A 14,724-nucleotide genomic window follows, 5' to 3' on the forward strand; every position below is an offset into this window, starting at 1 on the left:
TTATTGCCCTTTTGGAACGACTTCGCAAACCGCGATTTGCGAATCGCGGAAGCAAGAAGAGGCAACCGCCGCGATATCGTCCATGGCAAGGGATGAAAGCGCCGGCAAAATGTCAAACAAGTTGGATCCGTAAAACGCGTAGCGCGTAAACTGGTTGGCGATGTATTCCGGCGAGTTGAGCGCGCGCAAAAAGGCGCCGATTTTTTTCTTTTTCACCCGTTCAAACTCTTCCTTTTTGACTGCTTCCGACGAAAACGACAGCAGCACCGTTTGAATTTCCGAAGCGAGCCGTTCAGCGTCCCTTGTATCGCCGCCGATCAACGCGAAGCCGAACCCGCGCTCTTCTGTATAATCGTACATAAATGTATCATCGATCAATCCTTCGCGGTACAGCCGTTCATAATGCGGCGAGCTTTTTCCAAACAAATAGTCCAATGCGACGTGGAAGGCAAGCTCATGCCGAAGTTTTTGTTCGCCGGCTTCAGGAACGGACGGCGCTTTGATGCCGACAAAGCACTTGTTCGTCTGCACATGCATCGGAATCACTTTTTTCTTTTCCGCTACTGCGCTCGGTTCTTCATACGCAAACCGCTTCACTTCCGGGGCTTGCGGGAACGACTTTTTCGCCTGGTTGTCGCGGATTTGCTGCATGATTTTTTGTTCATCGACCGGGCCGACGACAAACAAAAGCATGTTGCTCGGGTGGTAAAACGTTTCGTAGCACTCATACAGCAACTCTTTCGTAATTTGGGCGATCGATTCAACTGTGCCGGCGATGTCGATTTTGACCGGATGGTTGTGATACATGCTTTCGATGGCGCCGAAATAGACGCGCCAGTCTGGGTTGTCGTCGTACATCCGGATTTCCTGGCCGATGATCCCTTTTTCTTTTTCCACTGTCTTGTCGGAAAAGTACGGGCTTTGCACAAAATCGATCAACGTTTCCAAGTTTTTCTCGACGTTGTCGGTGCTTGAGAACAAATAGGCGGTGCGGGTGAACGTCGTAAAGGCGTTCGCCGAGGCGCCTTGTTTGCTGAACTGCTGAAACACGTCGCCGTCTTCTTTTTCAAACAGCTTATGCTCCAAAAAATGGGCGATGCCGTCCGGAACGCGCTTCATCTCCGTTTTACCGAGCGGGACGAACTGGTTGTCGACCGAACCGTAGTTCGTGGTGAATGTCGCATACGTTTTGTTGAATCCTTTTTTCGGCAAAATGTACACGTCAAGGCCGTTGTCCATTTTTTCATAAAACAGCTCTTCGTGCAGCGTCTCATACACCCGTTTTTCCATCTTCCGTCGCCTCCATTCCGGTCAAAAAGTACACCGTATCAAGCTCCACCTTGTCAGCGACGCGCACCACATCCTCGCGCGTCACTTGATCGGTGCCGGCAATCCATTCATCGATCGGGCGCTTTCGCGTTGAGACGACGTTATGGTACAACACCTCCACAAGCCCGCGCGGCGTATCGAGCGTCTCAAGCAGCTGGTTGCGGATGACCGCTTTCGTCTGCGCCATTTCTTCATCTGTGAAATCGCCGTTTTTCATCGCCTGCATTTGCTCATCGATGATGCGGCGCGCCTTCTCATAGTTGGCCGGTTCAATGCCGGACATGACCATCAAAAGCCCTTTATGGCTCTCAAGCCTTGAGGCGGCATAATAGGCAAGGCTTGCCTTCTCGCGGACGTTGATGAACAGCTTCGAATGGGAAAAACCGCCAAAAATGCCGTTAAACATTTGCAAGGCGTAATAATCGTCATCTTCATACGTCACATTTGTCCGATAGCCGATGTTGAGCTTTCCTTGCTTCACGTCTTGCCGCTCGATGACTTCGCGAACTTCCCCTTGCGGCTTGACAGAAACCGACGATGCGCGCTCCCGCTTTGGACGATCCGGCAGAGAAAAACGCTGCTTCACCGCATTGAGCACCGCCTCTTCAGCCACGTCGCCAATGACATATAGATCCAGCTCATCCTCGGCCAGCGCTCGTTCATAATAGCGATACAGCCCTTCCGCCGTGATGCCGTCCACGTCTTCAAGCTCGCCGTTTGGAGAGAGGGCGTACGGTTCGCCTTTGCACATTTCTTCTACAAGGCGCATGTTCGCATAGCGCATTTTGTCATCATACACCGCCTGAATGCGTTGACGGAGCGCCCGCTTTTCCTGCTCAACAATGTCAGTGACAAACCGGCCGCCATCAAGCGCCGGGCGGAACAGAAGATCGGCCAAGAACTGAAACGCTTTCGCAAGAAGCGGCGTTTGCTCCGGCAAAAATCGTTCATTGGCGACATCGATGCGAATCGTCATGATATGATGTTCGCCTTTTTTCGTTAAATCGACGTTCAGCGTCGCCCCATACAGTTCATCCAAATAGGTGCGCAGCGCCTTAACGCTCGGATAGTCGGCCGTGCCGCTTTGCAAGACGTATGGCAAAAGCGCGCGCAGCGTGACCGTCTCTTTAGCAAGAGGGGCCTTCATTTTCCAAACGATCGTGTTCGTTTTGTACTTATCGGTCGAAATCGTATGGACGCGAACCGGTCCGACCGCTGTGACTTTTTCGTCGACCAATCCAACTCCTCCTTACTTTTTCTCTTTGCAAACATGCACTACCTTTATTGTAAAGCGTCTTATCAACAATATACCTTTTGCCAATGGAAAAATGCAAATCATTCCATTCAGCAAAAACGGCCGTCCGTTTTTCGGACAGCCGCTTTCATCACCGTTTTCCTTTGATGTATGGCGTGCCAGCCGCTTTCGGCGCCTCAGCGCGGCCGATGAAGCCCGCCAGCGCCAAAATCGTGAGTGCATACGGGGCGATGAGCAAGTAAACGGTCGGGACGTTTTTCAAGAACGGAATCGTTTGCCCGACGATGCTTAAGCTTTGCGCCAACCCGAAAAAGAGCGCCGCCCCCATCGCGCCGATCGGATGCCACTTGCCGAAAATCATCGCCGCAAGCGCCATAAATCCGTGCCCGGAAATCGTCGCATGGCTGAAATCGCGGGAAATGATCGTCGCGTATACCGCACCGCCCAAGCCGCCGAGCGCGCCGCTGATCATGACAGCGATGTAGCGCATTTTGGCGACATGAATCCCCATCGTATCCGCCGCCATCGGATGTTCGCCGACCGCACGCAGCCGCAGGCCAAACGGCGTTTTGTAAATGACATACCATGATACAAACGCCAGCGCAATGGCGATATACGACGGCGCGTACGCGTTGGAAAACAACAGCGGCCCGATGACGGGAATGTCGCTTAACACTGGCACGTCAATTTTGTCAAACCCAACTTGAATTTGGTCCGTCTGCCCCTTGCCGTACATTTTCTTCACTAAAAACAGCGACAGACCAAGCGCCAAAAAGTTGATCGCCACCCCGCTTACGACTTGGTCGGCGCGAAATGTGACCGACGCGACAGCGTGCAGCAGGGAAAATACAGCGCCGACCACCATGGCAGCCAATAAGGCAAGCCACGGCGTCCATTCGCCAAACCGATCGGCAAACGTCAAATTAAAGACGATGCCGACAAACGCGCCGATGGTCATCAATCCTTCAAGCCCGATGTTGACGACGCCGGACCGTTCGCTAAACACGCCGCCAAGGGCGGTGAAAATGAGAGGAGCCGCAAAGAAAATCGTTGTCGGGACAATCGTTTGCAAGACGTCATACACGCTCACTTACTCCGCCCCCTTTTGCCAACGAGATAACAGCCAGCGGATCATGTAGCTGGATGCAACAAAGAAAATGATGAGCGCGATAATAATATCGACGAGTTCGGTCGGCACGCCGGCGCTTGACGGCATTTCCAACGCCCCGACTTTTAAGGCGCCAAACAACAAGGCGGAGAGCAAAATGCCAAACGCGTTGTTTCCTCCGATCAAGGCAACCGCGATGCCATCAAATCCAAGGCCGGTAAAGCCGGCTTTCGTCGAGATGTTTCCAAATGTGCCAAGCCCCTCCATCGCCCCGGCGACGCCGGCAAAAGCGCCGGAGATGACCATCGCTAAAATGATGTTGGCGCGCACATTCATGCCCGCGTACTGTGACGCATGCTGATTGAAACCGACCGCCCGCAGCTCAAACCCTTTCGTCGTCCGCTCAAGCAAAAACCACATGACAAATGCGGCGGCGACAGCGATGAAAATGCCGTAATGCATGGTGGAATGATGCGTAATGGCATCAAAAAAGTCGGAGTGAAGCGATGCGCTTTCTTTCACCGGCTTTGATTTAAATCCCTCATCAGACAAAACGGAACGGATGATGGCATTCGTTACATGCAAAGCAATATAGTTCATCATGATCGTAATAATGACTTCGTGCACTTTTAAATACGCCTTCAGCACACCCGGAATCAAGCCCCATAGCGCCCCGGCCAACGCGGCGGCCAACAAGGCAAGCGGCAAATGGATGATTTTGGGCAAATCAAAGGACACCCCGACCCAGACGGCAGCGAGCCAGCCGACGATCAGCTGCCCTTCAACCCCGATGTTAAACAAGCCGGTGCGAAAGGCAAACGCCACCGCCAAGCCCGTTAAAATGTATGGCGTCGTCTGGCGGATCGTTTCGCCGATATAGTACGTATCGCCAAACGCCCCGTACACGAGAGCGCCAAAGCCGGCGATCGGGTTGTAGCCGCTTGCAAGCATCACGATCGAACCGGCGATCATGCCAAGAAGAACGGCCAACAATGGTATCAAAAATTGCTGGAGACGATTCGACTTCATCACGACACACCTGCTTCCTTCCGTTTGCTTCCAGCCATCAACAGCCCGAGCTCCTGTTCGGTTGTTTCTTTCGGATCAACGATGGCGACGATGTTTCCTTCATAAATGACAGCGATCCGGTCGCTGACGTTCATCACTTCGTCAAGCTCAAACGAGACGAGCAGCACCGCTTTCCCGCGGTCTCGCTGTTCAATGAGCCGCTTATGAATAAATTCGATCGCTCCAACATCAAGCCCCCTCGTCGGCTGGGCGGCGATCAACAAGTCCGGGTCGCGGTCGACTTCACGGCCGATGATCGCTTTTTGCTGGTTTCCGCCCGATAGCGCCCGCGCCTTCGTATATTCATCCGGCGTGCGCACGTCAAATTCGCGGATGAGCTGGCGCGCTTTTTCGTAAATGGCTTGAAAATTCAACAGACCCCGTTTCGAGTACGGCGGCTGATAGTACGTTTGCAGCACCATGTTTTCGCCGATCGGAAAGTCAAGGACAAGCCCGTGCTTATGCCGATCTTGCGGAATATGGCCGACGCCGGCTTCGATGATTTTGCGCGGCGGCAAATTCGTAATGTCTCGGCCGTTGAGGCGGATTGTCCCTGATTCAGCTTTGATCAAGCCGGTTATGGCTTCAATGAGCTCGGTCTGGCCGTTGCCGTCGACTCCAGCAATGCCGACGATCTCACCGGCGTGCACCGTCAAGTTCAAACCGTTGACCGCTTTGATCCCGCGCGCGTCCTTGACGACTAAGTCTTTAATTTCCAACACCGGTTTTCCCGGCTCAGCCGGTTTCTTAGCGGTCGTAAACTGCACCTCGCGGCCGACCATGAGCGCCGCCAGTTCGTTCGGATTCGTCTCCGCCACATTGAGCGTCGCAATTCCTTTGCCGCGGCGGATGACGGTGACGCGGTCGCACACTTCCATAATTTCTTTGAGTTTGTGCGTAATTAAAATGATGGATTTTCCTTCGCGGACGAGCGTGCGCATAATTTGCATGAGCTCGCGAATTTCCTGCGGCGTCAACACCGCTGTCGGTTCGTCAAAAATCAAAATATCGGCGCCGCGGTAAAGCGTCTTTAAAATTTCCACGCGCTGCTGCATGCCGACGGAAATGTCGGCGATCTTCGCTGTCGGATCGACCGCGAGTCCATATCGTTCCGACAATTCGCGCACTCCCCGCTCCGCCCGCTTCATATCGATCGTTCCGGCCCGCGTCGGCTCGCTGCCTAAGATGATGTTTTCCGTCACGGTGAACGTATCGACGAGCATAAAGTGCTGATGCACCATGCCGATGCCAAGATCATTGGCGACATTCGGGTCGGTGATGCGCACCGGCTTTCCTTTCACGCGGATTTCGCCGCCGTCCGGCTGGTATAAACCGAACAGCACGTTCATGAGCGTCGATTTGCCGGCCCCGTTTTCGCCAAGCAGAGCGTGTATCTCCCCCTTTTTCACTTGCAGCGTAATGTTGTCATTGGCGACAAACGTGCCAAACACCTTGCGGATATTGAGCATTTCAATCACGTATTCCAAGCGATTCACTCCTTACTCAAGCAAGGTCAAAATCACAAAATGAAAGGCGACAGCGAAACAGCCGCCCTTCATTTCATGATTTTGAAGAAGGCTAGCGGCGCGCACTAGCCTTCTTCGCCGTTGTTCGTCACTTGATCGTCGCAGCGAATTGCTCGTACTCTTTCCGGTTTGTCGGAACTTTCACTTCGCCTTTGATGATTTTTTGCTTCCATTCGTCAACTGTTTTTAACACGTTCTCCGGAATGTTGTCTTGCGTCGGGGCAATGCCAACCCCATTTTCCGGCAACCCGTACTCAATCGTTTTGCCGCCCGGGAAGTCGCCCTCTTTCGCCCGTTTCGCCGTGTCATAGACAGCGACGTCGACGCGCTTCACCATCGAAGTGAGCGTTACGTTGTACGTTTTGCCGCCGACTTTCACTTCTCCCTCCGGCGCTTGGTCTTTGTCAACACCGATGACCCAAATTTCGCGGTTCGGATCTTTCTTCTTCAAATCTTTCGCTTCCGAGAAGACGCCGTTCCCAGTCGCTCCAGCTGCATGGTAGATGATGTCGATGCCAGACGCGTACATGCTCGAGGCGATCGCTTTCCCTTTATCCGCTTGGTCGAACGCCCCGGCGTATTGCACTTCCACAGTCGCCTTCGGATTGACCGCTTTCACGCCGGCGCGGAATCCGCTTTCGAATTTTTCGATCAACGGAATCTCCATCCCACCGACAAAGCCGATTTTATTCGTTTTCGTCATTAGCCCGGCGACAACACCGACAAGGAACGAGCCTTCATGCTCCTTGAACGTGATGCTGGCGACATTTGGCTCGTCAACAACCGTGTCGACGATGGCGAAATGTTTTTTCGGGTTTTGCTTCGCGACTTCTTTCACCGCGTCGCCCATCAAATACCCGATGCCGAAAATCAAGTCAAAGTCGCTGCGCACAAGCTTGTTTAAGTTCGTGGCATAGTCAGCGTCGCTCGATGACTGCAAGTAGTCGTAGCCGCCGCGGCCTTTTTCAAGCCCGTTGTCTTTGCCGAACTTTTGCAGCCCTTCCCAAGCCGACTGGTTGAACGATTTGTCGTCAATGCCGCCGACGTCGGTGACCATGGCGACGCTGAACGTGTCTTTTCCGCCCCCGGCATTATTTCCCCCTTGACCGCCACAAGCGGCAAGCAGCGTGCTGGCGGCGAACAAAGTGGACAAAAGCAATCCCATTCGCTTTTTCATCCATCACTACCCCCTGCTTTGAAAATTGGTTCCTTTATTTAGTATGAAACTTCCGGCTTCTTTCTATGTACCCATTTTCACCCCCCTTAAAAGCTGAACCGCTTCCGCATGACATGGAAGCTGAACTTGTCGGAGCGGAAGTAGTTGACGGAATAAAAAATCGGCTCATCGTTTTTATCGAAATGCATTTGCTTGAGCACAAGCAGCGCTGTTTCCGGGTCGCATTGCAAAATCGGCGACACTTTTTCATGATAGCCGAGCGGCACGATGCGCGCGACCGCATAGGCGATGTCGCGATGCGTTTGGTTGTGCAAGTTTTCAAACAGCGACTCATGTTCATAGGAGATGCCCTTCGGCAAATATTTGCATAAAATTTTATCCAAGCAATAAACGACCGGCTCCCCATCGGCGGTGCGCACCCGCTCGATGAGCAACAAATTCTCGTCCGGCCGGCATTGGAAGCGGCGCATATCGTCTTCCGTCGGCTGTTGGATGGAGGAAGACAAAAAAATCGTTCCTGGCTTGCGCCCCGCTTGACGAATCATATCCGTGACGCTTGAGAGCTGCTCGATGCCGGACGTAAACAGCGGACGGGCGTTGACAAACGTTCCGACGCCGTGGCGGCGGATGATAATGTTTTCTTCTTCAAGCACCCGCAGCGCTTCCCTCAATGTCGCCCGGCTGACGCCAAGCTGTTTGGCGAGTTCAAACTCGGACGGCAGTTTTTGCTTTTCTTTGTACACTCCCGTTTCAATATCGCGCTTGATGCGATCAATCACTTGCAAGTAAAGGTGGCGGCTGTCTGATTTGATTGACATGACAACGTCCTCCGTGTTACGCATTTCCGTTGAGATCAGACCTCTGACATTAGACATATAACCTTTTTGAGATTACTATATCATTTTTTACTGGGCAAATAAATAGGTGATATCAAATTTTGTCGAAGAAAAAGAAATAGGATTGGCAACGCTTCCAATAAGATGTATGATTGAGCGGGCAGGCTTTTTTCGCCCGCCCTTTTTCCCATTTATGATGTCTTTTTTAAATCTTCCTTCGACCAAAGAACGGCGCGCGGCTTGCTTCCTTCATACGGGCCGACGACGCCGCGCTCCTCCATGGCATCAATGAGCCGAGCGGCGCGATTGTAACCGATGCGGAAGCGGCGTTGCAGCATCGAGACGGAGGCGCTTTGCATTTCAACGACAAGACGGACCGCCTCATCGTACAACTCGTCTTCAAGGGCTGAGGAAGAGGGTTCGCTGTCTTCGACGAACATCTCCTCATAATATTGCGCCTGCTGCTGTCCGATGACAAACCGAACGACTTCTTCCACCTCTTGGTCGGAGACAAACGCCCCTTGGACGCGCACTGGTTTTGAGGCCCCCATCGGCAAAAACAGCATATCGCCGCGGCCGAGCAGTTTTTCCGCCCCGCCCATATCCAAAATGGTGCGCGAGTCGATTTGCGATGATACACTGAAGGCGATGCGCGACGGAATGTTCGCTTTGATGACGCCGGTGATGACGTCCACCGACGGGCGCTGGGTGGCGATGATCAAATGGATGCCAGCGGCGCGCGCCATTTGCGCCAAACGGGTGATCGCCTCTTCCACATCCGAGGAAGCCACCATCATCAAGTCGGCCAATTCGTCGATGATCACGACGATGTATGGCAAAAGCGGCTGCTGTTCCGACGCCGTTTCGTTATGGTGGCGGATATGCTCGTTATATCCTTCAATGTTGCGCGTGCCGGTATGCGAGAACAGCTCGTAGCGCCGCTCCATTTCTTGGACGACTTTTTTCAGCGCCTGGGCCGCTTTTTTCGCGTCGGTGACGACCGGTGTCAACAAATGAGGAACTCCGTTGTACACACTTAACTCCACCATTTTCGGATCGATCATCATCAGCTTCACCTCATGCGGCTTCGTGCGCATGAGCAGGCTGACGATAATGCCGTTGATGCAGACGCTTTTGCCGCTGCCGGTCGCGCCGGCGATCAACAAATGCGGCATTTTGTTTAGTTCCGCAGCGACGACTTCACCGGAGATGTCGCGCCCAAGCGGAATCAAAAGCTTCGCCTTGTCCCGTGTATGCTCAATGGCTTCCAGCACTTCGCGCAGCGAAACAGTGGCGATCTCTTCATTTGGCACTTCGATGCCGATCGCGGACTTGCCGGGGATCGGTGCTTCAATGCGGATGTCTTTCGCCGCCAAAGCGAGCGCCAAATCGTCGCTTAAGCTGACAATTTTGCTCACTTTCACCCCGACGTCCGGATACACTTCATATTTCGTCACCGCCGGACCGAGGTGCACTTGCGTCACTTTCGCCTTGACGCCGAAGCTTTGGAACGTTTTCTCCAGTTTTCGCGCGTTGGCGTAAATGTTCGCATGATCGGCCGATTGCCCGGCCGGCTTCGGCAGGCGAAGCAAATCAAGCGGCGGCAGGTCGTAATTGGTGTTTTCATGCTCGGAAAACGCAAGCGGCGGCGCCGGTTTGTCCTCCTCCCCCCCACTGTCGCCTTCCACCAGTGGATTCTTCTCTTCTTCCGGCTCAGCGGCCGACCGGACCGCGGCAAAATCGGAAATGATCGGCGGCGGGGAAAGCAGTTCCTCATCCGGCTCGACGCTGCTTGCTTCAGCCGACTCGTCTTCCCGCTTTGCGGCCGCCCGCCGCGAGCGTCGGCTTCGGCCGCCGCTTTCCTTGCGCTTCCTCCCCGCCCGCCATTGCTTTATATCTTCGACAAACGCCAACCATTCTTTTCGCACAAACGCTGCGGCAAAAGCAACCCATTTGCCGGCCGTCTCGCGCAGCGATTTCCCGGTCAGCACGACAAAGCCGACGATGAACAGAAGGAAACAAATCCATTTCGTCCCGGGCGAATCGAACAGCTGGTAGCTGGCGGCAAATAACAGGGCGCCGACCATTCCGCCCCCTAAATCCACATCGGCCGCCTTGCCGCTTGCTTCGTTCCAAAACAGCCCCCACGTCGTCCGAATGATGCTCGGATCAAGCTCGCCGCGCCGCGACATGAGTTCAAACAGCTTGTCATGGCTCAAAAGCAGAAGCGCCGCGGCGATGGACGAAGCGCCGACAAACGGGCGGCCCGTCCATGACGGCCACTCCCGCCGCCACATGACGATGAGCGATAATAGGAAAAGTCCGCCTACTAATAGCATGTACCATTCGCCGAAAAAAAAGCGGCCCACAAGCACGAGCGTCTCCCCGACAAGCCCGAGGCGGGCCATCGCAACGACAGCGACCGCGAGCAAGCCAAGTCCGATCAATTCAAAGCGGATTGTTTCCGTCCATGGCTGTGTTTTTGACGGCTTCCCTTTTCTTCTTCGCTTTCGTTTCGCCATGATCGTTCACTCCAGCATGAATGAATTGGCAAGCCGGAAAAAAGCAGCCAACAATGGCTGCTTTTTTCCGTTTGTTTACTATTATATCATGAACGGCTGAACAATTCATTACGATGTTGCCAGAGAAGCCGGAAATCGCGCCCCAGGCGCATATTTGGCGTTTAAAAAATGGAACGGATTGGTGCTTAAGTTTTGCACGATTTCATATTCTCCCGTTTCTACAGATTGGACGAGAAACGGAATGCCATCGTAATACACCATTTTCCGCTTCTCATAAACAGCGGCATCGACCGGAAAAATCAAATGTTCGGGCATGATCGTATACAAAATCATTGGATCATCTTCCCTTCCCCGTTTTTCCTCATCGCGATCAGCCCGCGCAGCTTCGCCATCGCTTGGGACACGCCCCCGACTTCATCGATGAGCCCGTACCGGACGGCGTCAGGCCCAACGACGTTCGTGCCGATGTCGCGCGTCAAATTGCCTTTGGAAAACATGAGCTCTTTAAACTTTTCCTCGCTGATCTTCGAATGTTTCGTCACGAAGCGGACGACGCGCTCCTGCATTTTATCCAAGTACTCAAACGTCTGCGGCACGCCGATGACAAGCCCCGTCAAACGGATCGGATGAATCGTCATCGTCGCCGTCTCGGTGATGAACGAATAGTTGCACGACACAGCGATCGGCACGCCGATCGAATGGCCGCCGCCAAGCACAACGGAAACAGTCGGTTTCGAGAGCGAGGCGAGCATTTCGGCAATGGCGAGCCCTGCTTCCACATCGCCGCCGACCGTATTTAAAATGACGAGCAGCCCTTCAATTTTCGGGTTTTGCTCGATGGCCACAATCTGTGGAATGACGTGCTCGTATTTCGTCGCCTTATTTTGCGGCGGCAGCTGAATATGCCCTTCAATCTGTCCGACGATCGTCAAACAATGAATGTTCGTATCGGGATCCATTTGCGGGACGTTCGTCTGCCCAAGCTGGGTGATGGCCGCAGTCGCTTCCTCGGCCTTTGTTTCCGGCTGTTCGCCCTCGGTTTCCGCTTGAAAATAACGTTCCTTCTCCATCCATTTCGTCTCCTTTCTTGTCGATCATACGCTTAGTATGGCCGAAAGAAAAAAGAAAAATGCCGGCAACGGCTGACCGTTTCCGGCATTTTCCAGTTGACTTTGAGCATGATTGCATTATACTTCCATAATAATAGGCAAAATCATTGGTCTGCGCTTCGTTTTTTCAAATAAAAACTGGCTTAACGCTTCACGGATGTTCGCTTTCAACGACGACCATTCAAGCATGTACGATTCAAGGCAGCGCTCGATGATTGCCGCCACCATTTTCTCTGCTTCCTCAAGCAGTGTCTCAGACTCGCGCATGTAGACGAACCCCCGCGAAATGATTTCCGGGCCGGCGGCGATCGTTTTCGCTTCTTTATTCAGCGTGACGACGGCGATCAAAATGCCGTCCTGGGACAATAAGCGGCGGTCACGCAACACAATGTTGCCGACATCGCCAATGCCGAGGCCATCAATTAAAATGTTGCCGTACGGCACTTTGCCGCCGGGGCGGGCGGCACCGCCGCGGAACTCGATCACTTCGCCTTTGTCGATTAAAAACGTCCGCTCCTCCGAGATGCCGACCGCCTTCGCCAACCGGGCGTGCGCTTTTTGCATCCGATATTCCCCATGCACCGGAATAAAGTATTTTGGCTTCATTAAATTGAGCATCAACTTTAATTCTTCTTGGCAACCGTGCCCAGATACGTGCACTTGCCGGTCGCGGTAAATCACGTTGGCGCCGGCCCGATACAAGGCGTCGATCGTTTTCGCGAACCCAAGCTCATAGCCCGGCATGACGGATGCGGCGACGATGACGGTATCCCCTTCTTTGATGTTCACTTGTTTGTTCGCTTGACGCGCCATGCGCCAAAGCGCGCTCATCGGCTCGCCATGCCCGCCGGTTGTCAAAATGACGAGCTCGCGGTCATTGTAGCGATCGATATCGTGCGCAGAAATCGTCACCTTGTCTGGAACGTGCAAATAGCCAAGGCGCACGGCGATGTCCATTACTTTATGCAGCGTTTTGCCGATGACTGCCACTTTACGCCCGGATTGGTGGGCGGCGTACAGCACTTGCTGGATGCGGGTGATGTTGGAAGCGTAGCAGGCAACAAACACGCGTCCTTTCGCATGGCCGATCACGTCAGCGATCTCATAGGCGACTACCGTATCGGAGCCGCTGTAGCCGGGGCGTTCGGCGTTTGTGCTGTCCGACAAAAGACACAGCACCCCTTCTTCGCCGATTTGCGCCATTTTCCCTAAGTCGGTGCGGTTGTTGCCGTACGGGGTTTGGTCAAATTTAAAATCGCTCGTGTACACGATCGCACCTTGCGATGTATGCAGACTGATGCCGATCGAATCGGGGATGCTGTGGATCGTGCGGAAAAACGTCACTTTCGCCTTGTCAAACACGAGCTCCGCATCCGGATGAACTTCATTGAGCTTTGCGCCCGACACCCCTTGTTCTTTTAACAGCGCCTCCGCCAACCCGAGCGTCAGCTTCGTTCCGTATACCGGCACAGACAGCTGCTTGAGCACGTAGGCGATCGCCCCCATATGCTCCTCGTGCCCGTGAGTGAGAAAAATTGCCTGAATGCGATGCTGCCGTTCAATCAAATATGTGATGTCCGGGATCACTTTGTCGATGCCGAGCATTTCGTCTTCCGGAAACATCACCCCGGCGTCGATGACAAAAATGTCCTCGTCCAATTCGACAACATACATGTTTTTGCCGATTTCTCCGACTCCCCCAAGGGCAAAAATGCGTATTTTCTCTACCGGCTTTATTTTCGATTTCAAGGCTGCGTCCTCCCAATTGTGATGCTAACCCGCTCAAAGTCACTTGCTTTTATTATAACGAATCGATGCTGAAAAACACAAGATGGTTCATTCACCAGCCAATGGATTTCACAGCCAAGGCAAAAAAAGTCCCCAACGCGCAAGCAAAGCGTTGGGGAATCGTTTCGTTACGACAGCGCATCGAGCAGGCGGCTTAGCTCCTTCCGCTCTTGTTCGGCAAGCGGCACAAGCGGAAGGCGCACCGAACCAACGTCCAGCCCGCGCAGCTGCAGCGCCGTTTTCACCGGCACCGGGCTTGGGGCGGCAAACAAGCCTTTCATGAGCGGCAGCCATTTTCGATGCAGCGCCGCCGCCTTCTGATGATCGCCCGCTAAAAAGGAACGAATCATTTCCTGCATTTCATTGCCAATGATGTGCGAAGCGACCGAGACGACGCCATTGCCGCCGATCGCTAGCACTGGAAGCGTCAAGCTGTCGTCGCCGCTGTAGAGCAAAAAGTCGTCCGGCGTACGCTCAATGATTTCCGCCATGGCGTCCAAATTGCCGCCCGCTTCCTTGACAGCGACAATGTTCGGAACTTCGGACAGCCGGATGACCGTCTCCGGAGCAAGACTCACCGACGTGCGCCCTGGAACGTTATACAGCATCACCGGAAGCCGTGTGCTTTCGGCAATCGCTTTGAAATGTTGATACAGCCCTTCTTGGTTCGGCTTGTTGTAATACGGCGCCACAAGCATGACAGCATCGACGCCCGCCTCTTCCGCCTTTTTCGTCAGCTCGATCGACGCGCGCGTATCGTTCGTGCCCGTTCCAGCAATGACCGGCGCTCGGCCGTTGACGACGGAGACGACATGGCGAAAAAGCGCGATTTTTTCCTCGGTCGTCAACGTCGGCGACTCGCCGGTCGTGCCGGCGACAACGAGCGCATCTGTGCCATTGTCAAGCAAATAGTTGACAAGCTCCGTTGTTTTTGCCAAGTCGAGATTCCCTTTTCGGTCAAATGGCGTAACCATCGCCGTTATGATGTTCCACTGAACCACGGTTT

At 53.7% G+C, this 14,724-nt stretch carries 12 protein-coding genes; all 12 read right to left on the bottom strand.

Going from position 1 to position 14,724, the window contains the following annotated elements; genetic code table 11:
• Nucleotides 1-1,290, bottom strand: a complete 1,290-nt coding sequence (gene yfmH / locus GC56T3_RS11800) for an EF-P 5-aminopentanol modification-associated protein YfmH (RefSeq protein ID WP_013145709.1) — start codon at nucleotides 1,288-1,290, stop codon at nucleotides 1-3.
• On the bottom strand, nucleotides 1,271-2,566 hold the full coding sequence (yfmF, locus tag GC56T3_RS11805) for an EF-P 5-aminopentanol modification-associated protein YfmF (protein ID WP_013145710.1): 1,296 nt from the start codon (nucleotides 2,564-2,566) through the stop codon (nucleotides 1,271-1,273). The genes yfmH and yfmF overlap by 20 nt, the downstream gene beginning before the upstream one ends.
• A 148-nt stretch (nucleotides 2,567-2,714) precedes the next feature.
• Nucleotides 2,715-3,674 (bottom strand): ABC transporter permease, encoded by a 960-nt coding sequence (locus GC56T3_RS11810; RefSeq protein WP_011230786.1) that lies wholly within the window; start codon nucleotides 3,672-3,674, stop codon nucleotides 2,715-2,717.
• Nucleotides 3,675-4,721 carry an ABC transporter permease gene (locus GC56T3_RS11815; RefSeq protein WP_013145711.1) on the bottom strand — a complete coding sequence of 349 codons (1,047 nt, stop codon included), beginning with the start codon at nucleotides 4,719-4,721 and terminating at the stop codon, nucleotides 3,675-3,677. It abuts the gene before it with no gap.
• On the bottom strand, nucleotides 4,721-6,247 hold the full coding sequence (locus GC56T3_RS11820; RefSeq protein WP_013145712.1) for an ABC transporter ATP-binding protein: 1,527 nt from the start codon (nucleotides 6,245-6,247) through the stop codon (nucleotides 4,721-4,723). Before GC56T3_RS11820 ends, GC56T3_RS11815 begins: the two co-directional genes overlap by 1 nt.
• A gap of 127 nt (nucleotides 6,248-6,374) precedes the next feature.
• The gene (locus GC56T3_RS11825) at nucleotides 6,375-7,463 is read right to left on the bottom strand and encodes a BMP family protein (protein WP_013145713.1); all 1,089 of its coding nucleotides are present in this window, start codon (nucleotides 7,461-7,463) and stop codon (nucleotides 6,375-6,377) included.
• 86 nt (nucleotides 7,464-7,549) lie between these two features.
• Nucleotides 7,550-8,281, bottom strand: coding sequence for a GntR family transcriptional regulator (locus tag GC56T3_RS11830; RefSeq protein ID WP_013145714.1), 732 nt, complete (start codon nucleotides 8,279-8,281; stop codon nucleotides 7,550-7,552).
• A 209-nt stretch (nucleotides 8,282-8,490) separates the two neighbouring features.
• Entirely contained in the window at nucleotides 8,491-10,821 is a 2,331-nt protein-coding gene (locus tag GC56T3_RS11835; RefSeq protein WP_013145715.1) for a DNA translocase FtsK, read from the bottom strand.
• 108 nt (nucleotides 10,822-10,929) lie between these two features.
• Nucleotides 10,930-11,154 (bottom strand): YlzJ-like family protein, encoded by a 225-nt coding sequence (locus tag GC56T3_RS11840; RefSeq protein ID WP_013145716.1) that lies wholly within the window; start codon nucleotides 11,152-11,154, stop codon nucleotides 10,930-10,932.
• Nucleotides 11,151-11,891, bottom strand: coding sequence for a ClpP family protease (locus GC56T3_RS11845; RefSeq protein ID WP_013145717.1), 741 nt, complete (start codon nucleotides 11,889-11,891; stop codon nucleotides 11,151-11,153). Before GC56T3_RS11845 ends, GC56T3_RS11840 begins: the two co-directional genes overlap by 4 nt.
• Before the next feature lie 117 nt (nucleotides 11,892-12,008).
• Complete coding sequence (locus GC56T3_RS11850; RefSeq protein ID WP_011230778.1) at nucleotides 12,009-13,679, bottom strand: ribonuclease J; 1,671 nt, start codon at nucleotides 13,677-13,679, stop codon at nucleotides 12,009-12,011.
• A gap of 167 nt (nucleotides 13,680-13,846) precedes the next feature.
• The gene (gene dapA / locus GC56T3_RS11855; protein WP_013145718.1) at nucleotides 13,847-14,719 is read right to left on the bottom strand and encodes a 4-hydroxy-tetrahydrodipicolinate synthase; all 873 of its coding nucleotides are present in this window, start codon (nucleotides 14,717-14,719) and stop codon (nucleotides 13,847-13,849) included.
• Between the last annotated feature and the right edge of the window lie 5 nt (nucleotides 14,720-14,724).

Source organism: Geobacillus sp. C56-T3, from assembly GCF_000092445.1.
Lineage (GTDB): Bacteria > Bacillota > Bacilli > Bacillales > Anoxybacillaceae > Geobacillus > Geobacillus thermoleovorans.

Excerpts from the sequence above, each read along its gene's own strand:
- GC56T3_RS11830 (WP_013145714.1), bottom strand. The coding sequence starts at position 8,281 with ATGTCAATCAAATCAGACAGCCGCCACCTTTACTTGCAAGTGATTGAT.
- GC56T3_RS11845 (WP_013145717.1), bottom strand. The coding sequence starts at position 11,891 with ATGGAGAAGGAACGTTATTTTCAAGCGGAAACCGAGGGCGAACAGCCG.
- GC56T3_RS11815 (WP_013145711.1), bottom strand. The coding sequence starts at position 4,721 with ATGAAGTCGAATCGTCTCCAGCAATTTTTGATACCATTGTTGGCCGTT.
- GC56T3_RS11840 (WP_013145716.1), bottom strand. The coding sequence starts at position 11,154 with ATGATTTTGTATACGATCATGCCCGAACATTTGATTTTTCCGGTCGAT.
- yfmH (WP_013145709.1), bottom strand. The coding sequence starts at position 1,290 with ATGGAAAAACGGGTGTATGAGACGCTGCACGAAGAGCTGTTTTATGAA.
- GC56T3_RS11825 (WP_013145713.1), bottom strand. The coding sequence starts at position 7,463 with ATGAAAAAGCGAATGGGATTGCTTTTGTCCACTTTGTTCGCCGCCAGC.
- GC56T3_RS11835 (WP_013145715.1), bottom strand. The coding sequence starts at position 10,821 with ATGGCGAAACGAAAGCGAAGAAGAAAAGGGAAGCCGTCAAAAACACAG.